Origin of the sequence: Dactylosporangium sp. NPDC049742, assembly GCF_040674675.1 — a bacterium.
GTDB lineage: Bacteria > Actinomycetota > Actinomycetes > Mycobacteriales > Micromonosporaceae > Dactylosporangium > Dactylosporangium maewongense.
The window spans coordinates 222,588-241,395 of the sequence record NZ_JBFANF010000009.1 but is presented as its reverse complement, the minus strand read 5'-3'; the positions used below and the strand labels follow the sequence as shown (position 1 = coordinate 241,395).

The 18,808-nt window shown below is 74.3% G+C and carries 19 protein-coding genes; 14 read left to right on the top strand and 5 right to left on the bottom strand.

Annotation, left to right across the window (positions count from 1 at the left end):
• The first annotated feature begins 91 nt into the window (after positions 1–91).
• From uraD to AB0J72_RS15095, 11 genes are all read left to right on the top strand, one after another.
• A complete protein-coding gene (uraD, locus tag AB0J72_RS15145; RefSeq protein ID WP_363398935.1) occupies positions 92–568 on the top strand; it encodes a 2-oxo-4-hydroxy-4-carboxy-5-ureidoimidazoline decarboxylase in 477 nt (158 codons plus the stop codon).
• Positions 565–855, top strand: coding sequence for a hydroxyisourate hydrolase (locus tag AB0J72_RS15140; protein ID WP_363398933.1), 291 nt, complete (start codon positions 565–567; stop codon positions 853–855). The genes uraD and AB0J72_RS15140 overlap by 4 nt, the downstream gene beginning before the upstream one ends.
• 3 nt (positions 856–858) lie before the next feature.
• Positions 859–1,710, top strand: a complete 852-nt coding sequence (gene pucL, locus AB0J72_RS15135; RefSeq protein ID WP_363398931.1) for a factor-independent urate hydroxylase — start codon at positions 859–861, stop codon at positions 1,708–1,710.
• Positions 1,698–2,549, top strand: a complete 852-nt coding sequence (locus AB0J72_RS15130; RefSeq protein WP_363398929.1) for a xanthine dehydrogenase family protein subunit M — start codon at positions 1,698–1,700, stop codon at positions 2,547–2,549. Before pucL ends, AB0J72_RS15130 begins: the two co-directional genes overlap by 13 nt.
• Positions 2,540–2,998 (top strand): (2Fe-2S)-binding protein, encoded by a 459-nt coding sequence (locus AB0J72_RS15125; RefSeq protein ID WP_363398927.1) that lies wholly within the window; start codon positions 2,540–2,542, stop codon positions 2,996–2,998. The genes AB0J72_RS15130 and AB0J72_RS15125 overlap by 10 nt, the downstream gene beginning before the upstream one ends.
• Positions 2,995–4,341: an 8-oxoguanine deaminase gene (locus tag AB0J72_RS15120; protein WP_363398926.1), complete on the top strand. Its 1,347-nt coding sequence runs from the start codon at positions 2,995–2,997 to the stop codon at positions 4,339–4,341. Before AB0J72_RS15125 ends, AB0J72_RS15120 begins: the two co-directional genes overlap by 4 nt.
• Positions 4,342–4,467: 126 nt before the next feature.
• Positions 4,468–6,720 carry a xanthine dehydrogenase subunit D gene (pucD, locus tag AB0J72_RS15115; RefSeq protein ID WP_363398924.1) on the top strand — a complete coding sequence of 751 codons (2,253 nt, stop codon included), beginning with the start codon at positions 4,468–4,470 and terminating at the stop codon, positions 6,718–6,720.
• Between the two features lie 2 nt (positions 6,721–6,722).
• Positions 6,723–7,874, top strand: a complete 1,152-nt coding sequence (locus AB0J72_RS15110) for a hypothetical protein (protein WP_363398922.1) — start codon at positions 6,723–6,725, stop codon at positions 7,872–7,874.
• A complete protein-coding gene (gene allB, locus AB0J72_RS15105) occupies positions 7,871–9,169 on the top strand; it encodes an allantoinase AllB (protein ID WP_363398920.1) in 1,299 nt (432 codons plus the stop codon). The genes AB0J72_RS15110 and allB overlap by 4 nt, the downstream gene beginning before the upstream one ends.
• Positions 9,166–10,134, top strand: a complete 969-nt coding sequence (alc, locus tag AB0J72_RS15100) for an allantoicase (protein WP_363398918.1) — start codon at positions 9,166–9,168, stop codon at positions 10,132–10,134. Before allB ends, alc begins: the two co-directional genes overlap by 4 nt.
• A 101-nt stretch (positions 10,135–10,235) precedes the next feature.
• Entirely contained in the window at positions 10,236–10,739 is a 504-nt protein-coding gene (locus AB0J72_RS15095; protein ID WP_363398916.1) for a flavin reductase family protein, read from the top strand.
• A 55-nt stretch (positions 10,740–10,794) separates the two neighbouring features.
• On the opposite strand, the gene AB0J72_RS15090 is transcribed toward AB0J72_RS15095, so the two are convergent.
• Entirely contained in the window at positions 10,795–11,760 is a 966-nt protein-coding gene (locus AB0J72_RS15090; RefSeq protein WP_363398914.1) for a membrane dipeptidase, read from the bottom strand.
• Positions 11,761–11,818: 58 nt separating this feature from the next.
• On the opposite strand from AB0J72_RS15090, the gene AB0J72_RS15085 reads away from it, so the two are divergent.
• Entirely contained in the window at positions 11,819–12,481 is a 663-nt protein-coding gene (locus AB0J72_RS15085; RefSeq protein ID WP_363398912.1) for an SDR family NAD(P)-dependent oxidoreductase, read from the top strand.
• Positions 12,482–12,519: 38 nt separating this feature from the next.
• On the opposite strand, the gene AB0J72_RS15080 is transcribed toward AB0J72_RS15085, so the two are convergent.
• Both AB0J72_RS15080 and AB0J72_RS15075 read right to left on the bottom strand, forming a co-directional pair.
• Positions 12,520–13,563 (bottom strand): hypothetical protein, encoded by a 1,044-nt coding sequence (locus tag AB0J72_RS15080; RefSeq protein WP_363398910.1) that lies wholly within the window; start codon positions 13,561–13,563, stop codon positions 12,520–12,522.
• A 244-nt stretch (positions 13,564–13,807) separates the two neighbouring features.
• Positions 13,808–14,326, bottom strand: coding sequence for a type 1 glutamine amidotransferase domain-containing protein (locus tag AB0J72_RS15075; protein ID WP_363398908.1), 519 nt, complete (start codon positions 14,324–14,326; stop codon positions 13,808–13,810).
• A gap of 128 nt (positions 14,327–14,454) precedes the next feature.
• On the opposite strand from AB0J72_RS15075, the gene AB0J72_RS15070 reads away from it, so the two are divergent.
• Both AB0J72_RS15070 and AB0J72_RS15065 read left to right on the top strand, forming a co-directional pair.
• Positions 14,455–16,386 (top strand): ABC transporter ATP-binding protein, encoded by a 1,932-nt coding sequence (locus AB0J72_RS15070; protein ID WP_363398906.1) that lies wholly within the window; start codon positions 14,455–14,457, stop codon positions 16,384–16,386.
• A gap of 12 nt (positions 16,387–16,398) precedes the next feature.
• Positions 16,399–16,878 (top strand): GNAT family N-acetyltransferase, encoded by a 480-nt coding sequence (locus tag AB0J72_RS15065; RefSeq protein WP_363398904.1) that lies wholly within the window; start codon positions 16,399–16,401, stop codon positions 16,876–16,878.
• A gap of 4 nt (positions 16,879–16,882) precedes the next feature.
• On the opposite strand, the gene AB0J72_RS15060 is transcribed toward AB0J72_RS15065, so the two are convergent.
• Positions 16,883–17,368: an FMN-binding protein gene (locus tag AB0J72_RS15060; protein ID WP_363398902.1), complete on the bottom strand. Its 486-nt coding sequence runs from the start codon at positions 17,366–17,368 to the stop codon at positions 16,883–16,885.
• Positions 17,368–18,744 (bottom strand): ferric reductase-like transmembrane domain-containing protein, encoded by a 1,377-nt coding sequence (locus tag AB0J72_RS15055; protein WP_363398900.1) that lies wholly within the window; start codon positions 18,742–18,744, stop codon positions 17,368–17,370. The genes AB0J72_RS15060 and AB0J72_RS15055 overlap by 1 nt, the downstream gene beginning before the upstream one ends.
• Positions 18,745–18,808: the final 64 nt, after the last annotated feature.

Below are 18,808 nucleotides of genomic sequence, written 5' to 3'. Positions count from 1 at the left end.
CGTGGCTTGGGCAGACAAAAAGGGGATACTGGACAGGCCTAGACATGAAACATCTCCGGAGTATGGTGCCGGAGATAGTGAGAGGGGGGCCATGCTCGCCCACTTCAACGATCTGCCGCCGGCCGCGGCGCAGGAGGCCCTGCTGGCCTGCTGCGCGTCGCCCGGCTGGGCCGCCAGGGTGGCCGGCCACCGCCCGTACCCGACCTCCGCCGACCTCATCGTCACCGGCGTCGCCGAGTTCGACACGCTGAGCTGGCCGGACCTCGCCAACGCCCTCGCCGCCCACCCCCGCATCGGCGAACGCCCCGAGGGCGACAGCGAGGAGGCCGCCTGGTCACGCCGCGAGCAGTCCGAGGTCCAGGGTTCCGCCGAGCTCGCCGAGGCCAACCGGGCCTACGAGGAGCGCTTCGGCTACCTGTTCCTGATCTTCGCCAGCGGCAAGAGCGGGCCGGAGATCCTCGCCGAGGCCCGCGGCCGGCTCGGCAACGACGAGGAGACCGAGCGCCGGGTCGTCCGGGGCGAGCTGCGCAAGATTGTGGAGCTGCGCCTGGAACGGCTCGTGGCATGAGCTTCTCGACCCACGTGCTGGACACCTCCAGAGGGCTTCCGGTGGCCGGTGTACCGGTGTGCCTCGAAACTCCTTCGGGACCGCACGACGGGGTGACCGACACGGACGGTCGATGGCGGCTGGACGCGCCGCTCGAGGCGGGCCGGCACCGGCTCGTCCTGCGGACGGAGTTCGCGTCCGACTTCTTCCCCGAGGTCACGATCGTCTTCACGGTCGCCGACGAGCGGCACCACCACGTGCCGCTGCTGCTGAGCCCGTACGGGTACTCGACCTATCGGGGGAGCTGAGCCGTGCCGACCTTCGCCCTCGGACCCAACCAGTACGGCAAGGCCGAGACCCGCATCGTGCGCGTCGCCCGCAGGCCCGGCGGCGACGAGCTCATGGACCTCAACGTCAGCGTCTCCCTGCGCGGCGACCTCGCCGCCAGCCACCTCACCGGCGACAACGGCGCCGTGCTGCCGACCGACACGCAGAAGAACACCGTCTACGCGTTCGCCCGCCAGCACGGCATCGACGACATCGAATCATTCGCGGCGCGGCTGGCCCGGCACTTCGTCGGCTCCCAGCCGAGCATCAACGGCGCGCGGGTCCACGTCGAGCAGTACCCGTGGCGGCCCGTCGACGGCAAGCACACGTTCCGCCGCGACGGCGGCGAGGTGCGCACCGCCACCGTCCACCACGACGCGGAGCACACCCAGGTCGTGTCCGGCGTCCGCGACCTGGTGCTGCTCAAGACGACCGACTCCGAGTTCCACGGCTTCGTCAAGGACGCCTGGACCACCCTGCCCGAGACCCGCGACCGGATCCTCGCCACCAGCGTGAACGCCACCTGGCGGCACACCGGCTCGGCGGACCACGGCGCTGCCCGGGCCGCGCTGGTCGAGGCGTTCGCCGCCACCTACAGCCTGGCGCTGCAGCAGACCCTGTTCGCGATGGGTTCGTCGGTACTGGCGGCGTGCCCGGACGTCGTGGAGGTGAAGCTGTCGCTGCCCAACCGGCACCACTTCCTCGTCGACCTGGCCCCGTTCGGGCTCGACAACCCCGACGAGGTGTACTACGCCGCCGACCGGCCGTACGGGCTGATCGAAGGGACCGTCAGGCGCGACGACGATGTCGCCGAGGAGGTCACGTGGAGTTTCTGAGACCGTCCACCTGGGACGAGGCGCTGGCCGCGAAGGCCGAGCACCCCGGCGCGGTGCCGATCGCCGGCGGCACCGACGTCATGGTCGAGCTCAACTTCGACCGCCGCCGGCCGCCCGCGCTGCTCGACCTGACCCGGGTCGCGGCGCTCACCGACTGGGCCACCGACGGCGACCGGCTGCGGATCGGCGCCGGCGTCACGTACCGGCGCATCATCGACGAGCTCGGCCCGCGCCTGCCCGGGCTGGCCATGGCGGCCAGGACCGTCGGCTCACCCCAGATCCGCAACCGCGGCACCGTCGGCGGCAACCTCGGCTCCGCCTCACCCGCCGGCGACGCGCACCCGCCGCTGCTCGCGGCCGGCGCCGAGGTCGAGGTCGCCTCGGTCCGCGGCGCCCGCACCGTCGCCGTCACCGACTTCTTCCAGGGCCCCAAACGCAGCGTCCTGGCCCCCGACGAGCTGATCGCCGCGTTCCTCGTGCCGGCGGCGAAGGGGCCGCAGCAGTTCGCGAAGGTCGGCACCCGCAACGCGATGGTCATCGCGGTCTGCTCGTTCGCCCTCGCGCTCGACCCGTCCCGGCGCAGCGTCGGCACGGGCATCGGCTCCGCCGGGCCGACCCCGCTGCGTGCCACGGACGCCGAGGCCCTGTCCGCCGAGCTGCCCTGGGAGGACCGCGCGCCGCTGCCGGAGTCGCTCGCGCGGCGGTTCGGCGAGCTCGTCGGCGCCGCCGCCCGGCCGATCGACGACGTGCGCGGCAGCGCGGCGTACCGGCGGCACGCGCTGGCCGTCCTCGGCCGCCGCACCCTGCGCTGGGCCTGGGAGGAGCACCGATGCGCGTGAACCTGACCGTCAACGGGGAGGACCGGCAGGCCGACGACGTCTGGCCGGGGGAGAGCCTGCTGTACGTGCTGCGCGAACGCCTCGGGCTGCCCGGCGCGAAGAACGCCTGCGAGCAGGGCGAGTGCGGGTCGTGCACCGTCTACCTCGACGGGACCCCGGTCTGCGCCTGCCTCGTCGCCGCCGGCCAGGCCGAGCACCGCGACGTCCGCACCGTCGAAGGGCTGCCGGACGCGGACGGTCTCGACCCGGTCCAGAAGGCGTTCCTCACCGCCGGCGCGGTCCAATGTGGATTCTGTACCCCCGGCCTCGTCGTCGCCGTCCACGACCTGCTCGCGCGCAACCCGGTGCCCAGCGACCCCGACATCCGCGAGGCCCTCGCCGGGAACCTGTGCCGCTGCACCGGCTACGAGAACATCGTCGCCGCGGTGAAGCTGGCGGCCGGCGCATGATCGTGATCGAGCACTGCGCGGTGTCCACGGTGGACGGCGCCGGCACCGAGCACGCCGACGGCCACGTCGCCGTCGAGGGCGACCGGATCGTCGCCGTGGGTCCCGGCCGCTACGAGGGCGCGCCGGACGCGACCCGGGTCGACGGCACCGGCTGCCTCGCCACGCCCGGGCTCGTCAACACCCACCACCACCTGTACCAGTCGGCGACCCGCGGCTACGCCCAGCAGGAGATCCTCTTCGGCTGGCTCAAGGAGCTGTACCCGGTGTGGGCCCGCATCGACGCGGGGACCGTGCACGCCGCCGCCACCGCCGGCCTCGCCCAGCTGGCGCTGTCCGGGTGCACCACCAGCACCGACCACCACTACGTGTTCCCCCGCGACGGCGGCGACGTCCTCGCCGCGGAGATCGAGGCGGCCGCGGCCGTCGGCCTGCGCTTCCACCCGTGCCGGGGGTCGATGGACCTGTCCGTCAAGGACGGCGGCCTGCCACCGGACAGCGTCGTGGAGGACACCGACGCGGCCCTCGCCGCGACCAAGGACGCGATCGACCGCTTCCACGACCCGTCGCCGGGCGCGATGGTGCGGATCGCGGTCGCGCCCTGCAGCCCGTTCTCCGTCACGCCGCGGCTCATGCGCGAGGCCGCGGACCTGGCCCGCTCCGAAGGGGTCCGGCTGCACACGCACCTCGCCGAGACCGTGGAGGAGGAGGCGTACTGCCGGGAGGTCCACGGCTGCACGCCCGTCGACCACGCCGAGTCGCTCGGCTGGCTCGGCGACGACGTGTGGCTGGCCCACGCCGTGCACCTGGATCCCGGCGCGATCGCGAAGCTCGGCGCCACCGGCACCGGCGTCGCGCACTGCCCGAGCTCCAACGGGCGGCTCGGCGCCGGCCTCGCCCCCGTCCGCGACCTGCTCGACGCGCGGGTGCCGGTCGGTCTCGGCGTCGACGGCGCCGCGTCGCAGGAGGCCGGGCAGCTCGGCCCGGAGCTGCGCCAGGCCCTGTACCTGGCCCGCCTGCGGGGCGGGCCGGCCGCGCTCACCGCCCGCGAGTCCCTGGCGCTGGGCACGATCGGCGGCGCCCGCTGCCTCGGCCGCGCCGACGAGCTCGGCTCCCTGGAGGTCGGCAAGCTCGCCGACGTCGCCCTGTGGCGGCTCGACGGAATCGGCCACGCCGGCATCGACGACCCGGTCGCCGCGCTCGTGTTCGGCCCGCCGGCGCCGCTGCGCCTGCTGCTCGTCGGCGGCCGCGCCGTCGTCCAGGACGGCGCGCTGTCCACGGTGGACGAGGCCATGGCGGCCGCGGCGCTCACCCGGGCGGCCCGCAAGCTCCGGGAGGCGCGATGACCACACCTCCAGCGCCCGGCCCACGCACAGGTGCCGGCGCTCGCACGGTCTTGGAGGCGCGATGACCACACCTCCAGCGCCCGGCCCACGCACGGGCGCCGGCGCTCGCACGGTCTTGGAGGCGCGATGACGACCGCGGCGCTGGGCACGCAGCAGGGCATCGGCACCTCGCCGCAGCGGCCCGACGGCACCCTGAAGGTGACCGGCGAGTTCGCGTTCTCCTCCGACCTGTGGGCCGACCGCATGCTGTGGGGCGCCACGCTCCGCAGCCCCCACCCGCGCGCCAGGATCGTCCGCGTCGACATCACGGGCGCCGTCGCCACCACGGGCGTGCACGCGGTGCTCACCGCCGCCGACGTGCCGGGCGCCAAGCGGTACGGCCTCGAGGACCGCGACCAGCCCGTCCTCGCCATCGACCAGGTCCGCTACGCGGGCGAGCCGGTCGCCATCGTCGCCGCCGACCACCCCGAGACCGCCCGCCGCGCGTGCGCCGCGATCGTCGTGGAGTACGAGCCGCTCCCGCCGATCACCGATCCGGTCGCCGCCATCGACTCCGCGGACACCGTCCACGACCGGGGAAACCTGCTGCGGCACGTGCCGATCCGCAAGGGCGACCCGTCCGTCACCGCCCCGGTCGTCGTCACCGGCGAGTACGAGGTCGGCATGCAGGACCAGGCGTTCCTCGGCCCGGAGTCGGGTCTCGCGATCCCCGCCGAGGACGGCGGCGTCGACCTCTTCATCGCCACCCAGTGGCTGCACGGCGACCTCGACCAGGTCGCCGACTGCCTCGGCCTGCCGGCTTCGAAGGTGCGGCTCAGCCTCGCCGGCGTCGGCGGGGCGTTCGGCGGCCGCGAGGACGTCAGCATGCAGGTCCACGCGTGCATGCTCGCGCTGCACACCGGCCGCCCCGTGAAGATGGTCTACTCGCGCGAGGAGTCCTTCCACGGGCACGTCCACCGGCATCCGGCGCGCATGTGGTACGAGCACGGCGCCGACACCGACGGCAGGCTCGTCTACGTGAAGGCGCGCATCGTGCTCGACGGCGGCGCGTACGCCTCCACGTCCAAGGCCGTCGTCGCGAACGCGACCACGCTGGGCATCGGACCGTACACAGTGGACAACGTGCTCGTCGACGGATACGCCGTCTACACGAACAACCCGCCGTGCGGCGCCATGCGGGGGTTCGGCGCCGTGCAGGCGTGCTTCGCCTACGAGTCGCAGATGGACAAGCTCGCCGCCGCGCTCGGCATGGACCCCGTCGACGTCAGGACCCGCAACGCCATCGCGCCCGGCGACACCATGCCGACCGGCCAGGTGGTGCGTGGGCCCGCCCCCGTCGCCGACCTCCTCGACCGGGTCCGTGCCGCGCCGCCGCCCCCGGACCGCGGCGGCGACCTGCGCGAGCTGCCCGGCGGCGTCGCCAACACCACCCACGGCGAAGGCGTCCGCCGCGGCGTCGGGTACGGCGTCGGCATCAAGAACGTCGGCTTCTCCGAAGGGTTCGACGACTACTCCACCGCCCGCGTCCGGCTCGAAGTCGTCGGCGGGGAGCCGGCCGCCGTCGTGCACACCGCCGCCGCCGAGGTCGGCCAGGGGCTCGTCACCGTCCAGGCCCAGATCGTGCGCACCGAGCTCGGCGTCGACCAGGTCACCGTCGCCACCGCCGACACCACCATCGGCAGCGCCGGCTCCAGCTCGGCGTCGCGGCAGACGTACGTCACCGGCGGCGCCGTCAAGGCCGCCTGCGCCGCCGTCCACCGGGAGCTCGGCCGCCGCATCGGCAGGGACGACTTCGTCCTGCAGGGCGGCAAGCTCGTCACCGGGGAAGGGGAGCTGATCGCGGACCTCGCCGAGGTGCTCGGCGACACGCCCGTCGAGGAGACGGTCGAGTGGCGGCACCGGCCGACGGCGCCCCTCGACCCGCTGACCGGCCAGGGCGACGCGCACGTGCAGTACGCGTTCGCCGCGCACCGCGCGACCGTCGACGTCGACGTCGAGCTCGGCCTCGTGCGGGTCGTCGAGATCGTCACCGCGCAGGACGTCGGCCGGGCCCTGCACCCGCAGTCGGTGCGCGGCCAGATCGCCGGCGGCACCGCGCAGGGCCTCGGCCTCGCCGTGATGGAGGAGATCCAGGTCGCCGGCGGACTCATCCGCAACCCGTCGTTCACCGACTACCTGATCCCCACCATCCTCGACGTCCCGCCGATGCGCATCGACGTGCTCGAGCTCGGCGACCCCGACGCGCCCTACGGCCTGCGCGGCATCGGCGAGCCGCCGACGATCTCGTCCACCCCGGCGATCGTCGCCGCGATCCGCGCCGCGACCGGGCTCGCGCTCAACCGCGTCCCGGTCCGGCCCGAACATCTCACCGGGACCTGAGCATGGGACTCACCGACCTCGATCTCGAAGAGCTGCTCGCGAGCGCCGAGCACGCCGGCGACACACCGCCGCCCGCGCCGGTCGCCCGCCGCCCCGTGCACACCTGCTACGTGCCCGCCGACCGGTTCGGCTCCACCACGGTCCGCGACTGGGGAGCGCTCGCGCTGGCCGCCCTGGACGAGCACGGGCTCCCCGGCTTCTCCGAGTCCATTGTGGACATGGTACGGACGAAGCTCGCCGGCGAACCGGTCGAGGACCTGCGCGTCGACTTCGAGGACGGCTACGGCGTGCGCCCATCCGCCGTCGAGGACGAGCACGCCCTCGCGGCGGGCGCCGCCCTGCGCGCCTGTGCCGTGCCGTTCAGCGGGCTGCGGGTGAAGAGCCTCGAACCGGCGACCGTCCGGCGCGCCGCCCGCACCCTGGACCTGTTCCTGTCCGCGCTCGGCCCGCCGCCGCCGGAGTTCGTCGTCACCGTCCCGAAACCCACCTCGGTCGCGAACGTCGACACCGCGGTCCTGCTGTGCCGCCAGCTGGAGCACGCGCACGGGCTGGAGGAGGGGCGGCTGCGCTTCGAGCTGCAGGTCGAGACCCCGCAGGCGGTCCTCGGCCCGGACGGCACGTCGCCACTGCCGCGGATGATCCTCGCCGCGCGCGGGCGGCTCACCGGGCTGCACTACGGCACGTACGACTACAGCACCGCCCTCGGTGTCGCGCCCGCGCAGCAGGCTCTCGACCACCCGGTCGCCGACCACGCGAAGGCGGTCATGCAGGTGGCGGCGGCCGCTGCCGGCGTCCACGTCGCCGACGGCTCCACCAACATCCTCCCCGTCGGCGACACCGCCGCCGTGCACGCCGCGTGGCAGGTGCACGCCCGTCTGGTGCGCCGCGGCCTCGAACGCGGCATCCACCAGGGCTGGGACCTGCACCCGGCGCAGCTGCCGACCCGCTACGCGGCCACGTTCGCCTTCTACCTCGACGGCCTGCCCGAGGCCCGCCGGCGCCTCGACGCCTACCTGTCCCGCCGGGACAGCGGCATCCTCGACGAGCCCGCCACGGCCCGGGCCATCGCCCGTTTCCTGCTCCGCGGTGTCCACTGCGGAGCCCTGTCGGCGCCCTCCGTCGGGCGGACGATCGAGGAGTTGGTGGCCCTGTGACGTTCACGCTGCGCTCGCGGCAGGTGTATCTCCCGGACGGCCCGCGCCCGGCGACCGTCACCGTCCACGACGGACGGATCGCCGCCCTCGGCCCCGTGGACGCCGACTGCGACGAGGACCTCGGCGACCTCGTCCTCCTGCCGGGCCTCGTCGACACCCACGTGCACGTCAACGAGCCCGGCCGCACCGAATGGGAAGGGTTCGCCACCGCCACCCGCGCCGCGGCCGCCGGCGGCGTCACCACCATCATCGACATGCCCCTCAACTCGCTGCCCCCGACGACGACCGTCGCCGCGCTGCGCGAGAAGCAGGCCGCCGCGACCGGCAAGTGCTGGGTCGACGTCGGCTTCTGGGGCGGCGCGATCCCCGGCAACGCCGGCGACCTGCCCGCGCTGCACGACGCCGGGGTCTTCGGCTTCAAGAGCTTCCTCGCCGACTCGGGCGTCCCCGAGTTCCCGCCCCTGGACCGCGACGGCCTCGCCGCCGCGTTCGCGAGCGTCGACGCGCTCTTCGTCGTGCACGCCGAGGACCCCGGGCACCTGCGTGACACCCTCGCATCCCGCGCCTACCCCGACTTCCTCGCCTCCCGGCCACCGGCGGCCGAGGTCGCCGCCGTCGGCACCGCCCTGTCCGCCGCTGCCGCCGCGGGCGTGCGGGTGCACATCCTGCACCTGTCGGCCGCCGACGCGCTGCCGCTGCTGCGCGAGGCCGCCGCCGGCGGGGTCCGGGTCACCGCCGAGACCTGCCCGCACTACCTCACCCTCGACGCGCACGCCGTCCCCGACGGGGCGACCGAGTTCAAGTGCTGCCCGCCGATCCGCGACGCCATGAACCAGGACGGGCTGTGGGCGGGCCTCGCGGACGGCACCATCACGGTCGTCGTGTCCGACCACTCACCCAGTACACCGGACCTCAAACGCCGGGAGAGCGGTGACTTCGCGGCCGCCTGGGGCGGTATCGCCTCGCTGCAGGTCGGCCTCAGCGCCGTCTGGACAGAGGCGCAGGACCGCGGCTTCACCCTCGCCGACGTGGTGCGCTGGATGGCGCTGGGGCCGGCCGACCTCGTGGGCCTGACCCGCAAGGGACGCATCGAGGTGGGCGCCGACGCCGACCTGGTCGCCTTCGCCCCCGACGAGCCGTTCGTCGTCGACGCGACCGCCCTGCACCACCGGCACCCCGTGACGCCCTACGCCGGCGCCGCGCTGCGCGGGGTCGTCCGCACGACCTGGCTGCGCGGCGTGCCGGTCGGCGACACCCCACACGGAACGCTGCTGCGGCGCTCGGAGGATCGATGACCTTCACGGACCTGCCGGACCTGGCGTCCCGGCCGCTCGGCGGCGGCGTGGTCGACGCCAACGACGAGTTCTTCGCCGCCCGCGACAACCTCGTCAACCCGGAGCCGTCCACGTTCGAGACGTGGACGTTCGGCCCCAAAGGGAAGGTCTACGACGGCTGGGAGACCCGCCGGCGCCGCACCCTGGGGCCGGACCTGCACGACTGGGCCGTGGTGCGGCTCGGCGCCCCCGGCGCGGTGCACGGCGTCGTCGTCGACACCGCCCACTTCACCGGCAACTACCCGCCGCACGTCTCGGTCGAGGGCTGCGACGTCCCCGGGCATCCCGCGCCCGCCGCGCTGACCGGCTGGTTCCCCCTCGTCGGCCGATCGGCCGTGCGGGGCGACACGCGCAACCTCTTCGAGGTCACCGACCACCGCCGGGTCACCCACGTGCGGCTCAACATCTTCCCCGACGGCGGCGTCGCCCGCCTCCGCGTGCACGGCGTCGTCGACCCCGACCCGGCGCTGCTGCACGGCATGACCGTCGACCTCGCGGCCCTGGAGCTCGGCGGTCTCGTCGTGGACTGCAGCAACCGCTTCTACGGCTCCGCCAACAACCTCATCCTGCCGGGCCACGCGCGTGTCATGGGGGACGGCTGGGAGACCGCCCGCCGCCGCGACGACGGCAACGACTGGGTCCTCGTCCGCCTGGCCGCGCGGGGCACCATCCGTCTGGCCGAGCTCGACACCACCCACTTCAAGGGCAACGCCCCCGCCGCCGCCACGCTCCGCGGCACCCTGGACCCCTCGTCGGACCCCTCATCGGACTCGGCCTGGTTCGACCTGCTGCCCCGGGTCGACCTGCAACCCGACACCAGGCACCGGTTCCGCCTCGACAGCACCGTCCCCGCCACCCACGTCCGCCTCGACGTCTTCCCCGACGGCGGCATGGCCCGCCTCCGCCTGTTCGGCGAGGCCCTCTGACGCCCGATGGTTGCATCTGGTACCCACGGGTAAGGTTCCCCTGACTTCCGGGCAGCGCCTTCGGGGCAGCCTTCCGGGCGGCGGATGTGACAGGGGGACGGGTGACCGCTACCGCGATCGACTCCGGGCTGTTCCGCCGTGTCCTGCGCCGCCACGCGGCCGCGGTGGTCGTCGTCACCGCGCCGGGCTCCCCGCCGACCGGTTTCACGGCGACGTCCTTCACGTCCGTCTCGCTGGACCCGCCGCTGGTCTCCTTCTGCGTCGCCAAGGCCGCCTCGGCGTGGCCGATCGTCCGGGGCGCGGGTCTGGTCGGCGTGCACGTCCTCACCGCCGGGCAGGAGCCCGTGGCCCGCACGTTCGCCGCCAGGGGCGTCGACCGCTACGCGACGTACGCCACGGCCGGCGGCACCTGGACCTCAGGCCCCGACGGCGTCCCCCTGCTGGACGGCGTGCTGGCGGTCCTCATCTGCGAGGTCGTCAACCACGTCGAGGCCGGCGACCACGTGATCGTCGTGGCGTCCCCGGTCCACGCCGCCCACCACTCCGACGCCACCGCGACGCCGCTCGTGTACCACGACGGCAGCTACCTGGCCCTCGACCGCTGACCCGTGGCGCGGTCGCCCGCCTGACCTCACCCTTCCGACCCAGCCGGCCGGCTGGTCACGGTGCGGACCAGACCTCGGTGGCGACGCGGCGGAAGTTGCCGCCCAGGATGGCGGTCACGGCGTCCGCCGGGTAGCCCCTCGCCTCCAGGGCCGCCTCGACCTGGAGCAGGCCCTCCGGCGGCATGAGCTCGATCGGGCCCCATCGCGTGTAGCTCTCCGGGAACAGCTCCGGGTTGGTCGTCATCTCCTGGACGAGGTCCTCGTGATCGAACGCGAAGTCGCTCGCGACGCCGACGTGGTCGGGTCCCACCAGCTCCACGGCGTAGTCGATGTGCCGGACGAGCGCTTCGACGGACGCGTCGTTCGGTCCGAGGAAGATCCCGACGCCGGTGATGCCGATGACCCCGCCGGTCGCGGCGCACGCCCTGGCCTGCTCGTCGGTCACGTTGCGGGGGTGGTCCCACACAGCCCGCATGGACGAGTGGCTGTACACCATCGGCCGCTGCGTCACCTCCGCCAGGTCGAGGCCCGTCCGGGTGCTGCAGTGCGACCCGTCCACGACCATGCCGACGGCGTTCATCTCCCGGACGAGGTCGCGGCCGTACGCGGTCAGCCCCTCGTCCACCTCGTCGAGACAGCCCGACCCGGCCGCGTTGCGCAGGTTGTAGGTCGGCAGCATGGTCCGCACGCCCAGGTCGAAGAACTCCCGGACGCGCCCGAGGTCCCCTTCGAGCGGCCCCGAGTCCTCCAGGTCGAACGCGACGGCGATCCCGCCGTCCCGGTGTACCAGGTCGATGTCGGCGACCGACTCGCCCAGCACCATGTCCTCCTCGAGTGCCACCCCGGCCCGGAACGCCGCAAGGAACGTGCGGACCTCGTCGGCGCTGTGCGGTGCGTACCCGACGTTGACCGACGCGAACGTCCCGCCCGGCCTCCGGTAGCGCCGCAGGTCGCCGACCCGCGCCCGCACCGACAGCGGCAGGCAGGTGTGCTGCTCCCACAGCAGCCGATCAACCGTCATACGGGGCACGCTACCTGCACGTCTGGTCGCCGGCGAGGGGCGTCGCTACGCTCGTCGGGTGAAGCGTGCCCTCGTGGTCGGCAACAGTGACGGGATCGGACTCGCGCTCACGCAGCGCCTCGTCGCCGAGGGGTGGAGCGTCACCGGCGTGTCACGCAGCCCGCGGGACGGCGTCGTGCAGCACGTCGTGGACGTCACCTCGGACGGGTTCCCCGCGGTGCTCGCCGGGATCGGCCCGGTGGACCTGTGCGTGTACGCGGCAGGCGTCGGCGAGATGTTCGACCCCGCCGACCTCGCGGCGCAGACGAGGGCGCTGCAGGTGAACCTGATCGGCGCGGCCCGGACCGTCGAGGCGGTCGTGCCGGGCATGCTCGCCGCCGGGCGCGGTCACGTCATCGGGCTGTCGAGCCTCGCCGACGTGCTCATCTCCGCCGACGCGCCCGGGTACGCCGCCTCGAAGGCCGGCCTGACCTCCTACCTGCTCGGCCTGTCGGCGGCGCTGCGCCCGCGCGGCGTGGCGGTCACCGCGGTCAGGTTCGGGTTCGTCGACACGAAGATGGCCAAGGGCGCCGCGAAGCCGATGCTGGTCAGCGTCGACCGTGCGGTGGACGTGCTCATGCAGGCCGTTCGCACCCGCCGGCCCGTGGTGTCCTACCCGAGGAGGATGTCCGTCGCCGCCCGGGCCCTGCGGATGATCACGCGGAGCACCCTGAAGCGATGACCGTGCCGCACCGCCCATGACGGCGCCGCGCGGTGGCGTCAGGGGGTCCGGGTCCGGGCGTCGAGGTCCGCCTCGTGGTGGACGGCGTCTTCGAGGCGGCGGCGCAGGTCGTACACCTGCCGCAGGACGAACTGGAGCGGCAGTCCCGGCTCGACCTCGGTGCGGCCGCCGCCCCGGGCCTCGTCGACCAGCCGCTCGGCGAGGCGGTCCAGCGCCGGTCCGCCCTCGAACAGCAGCCGGAACGCCTGTTCCCACGTCTCCGGCGGTTCCACGGCCGCGCGCAGGCCGGTCCACTCGCCGTCGAGCCAGCGGTCCAGGACGCCGGTGAGGACGAGGACGGCGTTGGTGCGGTCGGCGGGGTCGGTCGCGGCGGTGACGTGCGCGTCGAAGCGGGACCGCAGTCCGGCGACGCCCCACCCGGCGGCGAGGACGCCGCGCGCCGCCCAGCGGACCGTCCCCGTCGAGCCCGACCACGTCTCCCACGCGGGGCTCCACAGCGCCAGGTCGAACGCGTCCCGGCCGGCGGCGCCGAGCAGCGCCAGGCCGAGGAGCAGCCCGCCGTTGCAGTCGGTCGAGGCGCCGGTCGTCCCCCAGCCGAGGAGCCGCCGCGCCCACGACGGGTCGCCGGTCTTCACGGCGAGGGCGGGCAGCAGCTCGGGGAACAGCCCGCGGCCCTCGTGCCGGCGCAGCTCCGCGGCCACGTCGATGCCGTCGCACCCGAGGTGGAGGAGGCCGAGCACCGCGCTGCACTGCGCTTCCCAGTCCCCGTGCAGCGCGTGGTCCCAGAGGATGAGGGTCGCCGGCTCGTGGCCGAGCCAGCCGACCACGTGCAGCACCTCGGGGTTGCGGTCGTGCACGGCGAGCAGCGCCGCCGCGGTGGAGCGGTCGCCATGGCACGCGAGCACCGGCAGCAGCGCGCCGCGCGCCTCGGGGTCGTCGAGGAAGCAGGGCAGCAACGCCGCGGCGTCGTGGGCGTCGCCGGCCCGCCTGATCGCCCGCGCCGCGGCGCGGACCCAGACGTCGTGCCGGACGGCGGCCCCGCGCTCGTGCCGGCGGATCAGTTCCCGGGTGAGGTCCAGCATCGCCCGCCGACTCTAGTACCCGGGGCGGGCACGACCGGGCCGCGCGGTCGCGCGGACCCGGCCCGGTCGTGGTCGTTTCAGAGCCCCGGCCCGGTCGTGGTCGTGCCAGAACCCCGGCCCGGTCGTGGTCGTGCCAGAGCCCCGGCCCGGTGGTGGCCATGCCAAGGCCCGGTCGGTGGCGGTCATGCCGATGCGCGGTCGGGTGGTGGTCATGCCCACGGCCAGCACGGCTCGCCGGTGGGGGTCAGGCCAGGGCCTCGACCAGTTCCTTGCAGAACGCCGGCAGGTCGTTGGGCTTGCGGCTGCTGATGAGCGGGCCGTCCACGACGACCTCCTCGTCGACCCACGTGGCGCCGGCGTTGCGGAAGTCGGTCTGCATCGACGGCCACGACGTCACGCGGCGGCCGCCGACGCCGCCGGCCTCGATGAGGACCCAGCCACCGTGGCAGATCACGGCGACGGGCTTGCCCGAGGCGACGAAGTCCTTCACGAGGTTGACGGCGGGCCGCTGCCAGCGCAACAGATCACCGTTGCCGACGCCGCCGGGTAGGACGAGGGCGGCGTAGTCGTCGGCGCGGGCGTCGGCGGCGGTCACGTCGACGTCGAACGCGTCGGCCTTGTCCAGGTGGTGGTATGCCTGCACCCGGCCCGGCTCGGGCGAGACCAGGCGCGGCGTGTGACCCGCGTGTTCGACGGCCTTCCACGGCTCCGTGAGCTCGACCTGCTCGATGCCCTCCTTGGCAACCAGAAATGCGACATTCATCGTCGATGTCCTCCTTCTGTGTCGCGTTCCCCTGTTGCCTACCCGCTGCGCGACCACCCAAGCGTGTGACGGCTCACCCGCGGTGCCGGGACGCCGCTATCCTCGAACCGCGACGTCGAGGAGGGTCTATGGCCAAGGCGGCGGTCACCGGGGCTTCACGCCCTTCCGGCAGCTCCCGGGTGTCACGCCCTTCCGGCACCTCCCAGCTGCCGGAGCTCAAGGCATCGTGGTGGGAGTCGCACAGCGTGGCCCTGGCCAGCGTGCGGTTCAGCGCGATGGCGCGGCGTCTTCCGGCGGTCCTCCGGCAGGCGGTCGCGATCGCGTGGCAGGCCAGCCGCCGCGACACCGTGGCCGCGCTGGCGCTCAACCTGCTCGCCGGGGTCGCGACCGCGTTCGGGCTGCTCGCGACGAGAGGGGTCCTGCAGGCGCTGTTCGCCGCGGGTCCGACCCTGGACCGGGTCCGGGCGGCGGTGCCGTCGCTGGTCGTCGTCGCCGCCGCGACCTTCGTGCGGAGCGGACTGTCGATCATCGCCGGCTGGGCGCAGGCGCGCCTCGAGCCGCAGGTGCTCACGACCGCGGAGCGGCGGCTGTTCGAGCTGACGACACAGGTCAAGCTGGCCGCGTTCGACGACGCCGGGTTCTCCGACGAGATGGAGCGCGCCCGCAACCGCGGGTCGCTCGCGGTGCAGTTCCTGACCCGCGGTGCGATCGACCTCACCGCCGGCCTCGCCGGGCTCGCCGCGACCGCGGTCACCCTCGCGCTGCTGCACCCCGTGCTGCTCGGCGCGCTGCTGCTGGCCAGCGTCCCGGCCGCGTGGGCGGCGGTGCGGGCGGCCCGCCTCGCCTACCTCAGCAACCACGCGCGCACCAGCCGCCGGCGCCGGCTGTGGATGCTGTCCGACCTGATGGCGAACCGGGCCACGGCCGCGGAGCTGCGCGCGTTCACGATGCGGCCGTTCCTCCTGCGCGAGTACGACATCATGGTCGGCGCGGAGACGAGGACGGAGCTGGAGGTCGTCCGGCGCCAGACGATGACCCGGCTCGTCGGCGGCGTGTTCTCCGGAGTCGCGACGTTCGGGGTGTACGTGGCGCTCGGCGTGCTCCTCGTCGACCACCGGCTGCCGCTCGCCGCGGCAGGCACCGCGGTGCTCGCGCTGCAGGCGGCCCGCAACGCGCTCGCGCTCGCCGTCACCAACGTCAACCGCGTCTACGAGGAAGGGCTGTACTTCAACGACTACACCGACTTCCTGGCCCGCGCCGGCGAGCGGATGCCGCCCGTGACCAGGGAGGCGACGGTGCGGGCACCGGCGAGCATCGAGGTCCGCGACGCCACCCTGCACTACGCGGAGACCGACGCGGCCGCGGTCCTCGGCGCGAACCTGACCGTCCACCGCGGGCAGACGATCGCGCTCGTCGGGGAGAACGGCTCCGGCAAGACCAGCCTCGCACGGCTGATCGCCGGGCTGTACCACCCGGACAGCGGCACCGTGTCGTGGGACGGCACGCCACTGTCCACCGTGGACCCCGAGGACGTGTGGCGGCACGTGGCGATGGTCAGCCAGGAGTACTGGCACTGGCCGTTCACCGCGGAACGCAACATCCTGCTCGGCACGAACGACGGCCCGCGCGACGGGCTGGTCGAGGCCGCCGCGCGCAAGGCCGGCGCCCACGACATGATCGCCGGGCTGCCGGCCGGCTACGACACGCTGCTGTCGCGCAACTTCGCCGGCGGGCAGGACCTGTCCGGCGGCCAGTGGCAGCGCCTCGCCGCCGCGCGGGCGTTCTACCGCGACGCCCCGGTGCTCATCTGCGACGAGCCGTCCGCGGCGCTGGACGCGAGAGCCGAGCATGCGCTGTTCGCGGCGCTGCGGGCCGGCGCGCCCGACCGGATCACGGTGCTCATCACGCACCGCCTCGCCAACGTCCGCCACGCCGACCACATCTACGTCCTGCACGAGGGGCGCGTCGTCGAGCACGGCGCCCACCTCGACCTGCTTGCCGCCGGCGGCACGTACGCGGAGCTGTTCGCATTGCAGGCGACGGGGTACACGGCCGCTTGATACCTTCGCGGCGTGATCGAGGTGCAGGCCCGCAGGGCCACCGCGGCCGACGCCGGTGAGCTGGTCCGGCTGCGGATGGTGATGTTCCAGGCGATGGACGGTGTGGTGCCCGAGGCGGGGGAGTGGGCCGAGCAGGCCGCAAGCTCGTTGCGGCGGCGGCTGCCGGGGGACGACGCCCGGACCGCGGCGTTCGTGGTCGACCGGCCCGGCGAGCCGGGACGGCTGGCGGCGTGCGCGGTCGGCGTCATCGACGAGCGGCTCGGCTCCCCGTCGAACCCGGCCGGCCTGAGCGGCTACGTCTTCAACGTCTCCACCGACGACGGGTACCGGCGCCGCGGCTTCTCCAAGGCGTGCGTGGCGGCCCTGCTCGGCTGGTTCCGGGACAACGGGGTCGTCCGGGCGCAGCTGCACGCCTCCGAGGAGGGCTACGACCTCTACCGCGGGTTCGGCTTCCGCGACGTGGACCACCCGTCGATGGTGATCGCCCTCTGACCGGTCAGGCGGCGGGCCGGCCGGTGCGGGCGGCGTCGAGGGCGGACTGCAGGGAGCGCCGGTAGCCGTCGCTGGTGTAGGTGGCGCCCGAGACCGTGTCGAGGTCGGCGCTCTGGCGTTCGAGGGCCTGCTCACGCAGTACCGGTGCCGCGCGCATGCCGATCTCGATCCCGCGGGCCGCGGCCGTCGGGAGGCGCACCGTGACCACGTCGACGAGGCGGCCGCCGCGGACGTCGGCGCGGACCTGGACAGGCCCGAACGGGTTGGTGAAGACCGCGCCGAGGTGGGAGCCGTCCATCATCCGGGACGGGTCCACGACGCGGACCCCCGGCGCGGGCTGGGAGGCGACGGCGGGGGCGTGGGCCGTGGAAGGGCCGGACGGGCGGGTGGCGGCGGACGGCGGGACCGCGGCCGGGAGCTGGGACTTCACCGCGACCAGGAGCGCGGTGACCACGCCCGTGCCGAGGACGGCGATGCCGATGCGTCGCATCAGAACTCGAACGGGTCGAGGTGGATCTGGCGGGCCGGCACCCCGGCCCGGCGCAGCGCCACCACGGACGCGTCGACGAGACCGGCCGAGCCGCACAGGTACACGTCGCGGCGGGTCAGGTCCGGCACCAGCTCGAGCAGCCCGCGCGGGCTGAACGCGCGCCGCGGGCCGGGGTCGTCGCGGCCGCCGGTGACGTACCAGACCTGCGCGTCGCGCGCCTCGGCGAGCAGCGACAGCTCCTCCCGGAAGACCAGCTCGCCGGCGTTGCGCGCCCGGTACAGCACGACCGTCCGCGGCGGGAGCTCCTCCAGCAGCGCCCTGATCGGGCCGATGCCGCTGCCACCGGCGATGAGCAGCGCACGGGCCTGCCGGCGGCGGTCGGCGGTGAAGTCGCCGCTGGGGCCCTCCACGAAGACGCGCGTGCCGGGGCGCAGCCGGCGCAGGCCCGCGGTGTGGTCGCCGACGACCTTCACGGTCAGCCGCAGCCAGTCGTCGTTCGGGGCCGCCGACATCGAGAACGGGTGCGCCTGCCACCAGTTGCGGTCGTCGAGGAACCGCCAGCGGAAGAACTGGCCGGCGCGGACCCGCAGCTCCGGCAGCCGGTCGCCGCCGATGTAGATGGAGATCATGTCGGGGCCTTCGAGCACGACGGACCGCACCCGGAAGCGGTGCCGCAGGTTCATCCGTACGGGAGCGAACAACCGCCCCCAGAGGACCGCGCCGACGACCGCGCACCACAGCGCCAGCGAGAAGACGCGCGAGAAGCCGGGCGCCGACATCTCCTGCCCGACCGCGAACTGGTGCCCGACCGAGAGCACCAGCACCAGGTAGGACGTGAGGTGCAGCAGGTGCCAGACCTCGTAGGACATGCGGCGGCGCAGCAGCGGCAGCGCCAGGACCGCGAGCGCCACGAGCAGCCCGGTGCCGACGAACGCGCCGAGCATCCCGGTGTACTTGTCGACCGTGAGCAACCGGACGACCTCGCGGGCGGGCCCGACGCGTTCGAGCTTCGCGTACCCCAGGACGGTGAACGCGGCGTGGGCGAGCACCGCGGCCACGACGAACACGCCGAGGTCGCGGTGCCAGTGCAGCAGGTCCCGGGCGCCCAGCCAGCGGTCCAGCCAGGCGACCCGGGACATCAGCAGCACCTGCACCAGCAGGGCATAGCCCGCGACGAGCCCGGTGATCCGCCCCACCGCGGTCAGCGACGTCGCCGGGTCGCGCAGGAACCCGGCGGGCGTGTTCCACCACCACGGCAGCAGCGTCGCCACCAGCCCCAGCCAGAACGCGGCGATCGTCACCGCCCGCCACGCGTCGACGGAACGCCGGCGCCGGTACGGCCGGCGGAACTCACGCGGGATGACCGCACTCTGCACCGGCCCTGAGACTGCCCCTTGAATGTCCACCGGGGACGGTCTTACCAACCGCGCGGGCCGGCGA

Bases quoted from the DNA above. Each gene is read 5' to 3' on its own strand.
- uraD (WP_363398935.1), top strand. From the start codon at position 92: ATGCTCGCCCACTTCAACGATCTGCCGCCGGCCGCGGCGCAGGAGGCC.
- AB0J72_RS15140 (WP_363398933.1), top strand. From the start codon at position 565: ATGAGCTTCTCGACCCACGTGCTGGACACCTCCAGAGGGCTTCCGGTG.
- AB0J72_RS15125 (WP_363398927.1), top strand. From the start codon at position 2,540: ATGCGCGTGAACCTGACCGTCAACGGGGAGGACCGGCAGGCCGACGAC.
- AB0J72_RS15120 (WP_363398926.1), top strand. From the start codon at position 2,995: ATGATCGTGATCGAGCACTGCGCGGTGTCCACGGTGGACGGCGCCGGC.
- pucD (WP_363398924.1), top strand. From the start codon at position 4,468: ATGACGACCGCGGCGCTGGGCACGCAGCAGGGCATCGGCACCTCGCCG.
- AB0J72_RS15110 (WP_363398922.1), top strand. From the start codon at position 6,723: ATGGGACTCACCGACCTCGATCTCGAAGAGCTGCTCGCGAGCGCCGAG.
- alc (WP_363398918.1), top strand. From the start codon at position 9,166: ATGACCTTCACGGACCTGCCGGACCTGGCGTCCCGGCCGCTCGGCGGC.
- AB0J72_RS15090 (WP_363398914.1), bottom strand. From the start codon at position 11,760: ATGACGGTTGATCGGCTGCTGTGGGAGCAGCACACCTGCCTGCCGCTG.
- AB0J72_RS15080 (WP_363398910.1), bottom strand. From the start codon at position 13,563: ATGCTGGACCTCACCCGGGAACTGATCCGCCGGCACGAGCGCGGGGCC.
- AB0J72_RS15075 (WP_363398908.1), bottom strand. From the start codon at position 14,326: ATGAATGTCGCATTTCTGGTTGCCAAGGAGGGCATCGAGCAGGTCGAG.
- AB0J72_RS15070 (WP_363398906.1), top strand. From the start codon at position 14,455: ATGGCCAAGGCGGCGGTCACCGGGGCTTCACGCCCTTCCGGCAGCTCC.
- AB0J72_RS15060 (WP_363398902.1), bottom strand. From the start codon at position 17,368: ATGCGACGCATCGGCATCGCCGTCCTCGGCACGGGCGTGGTCACCGCG.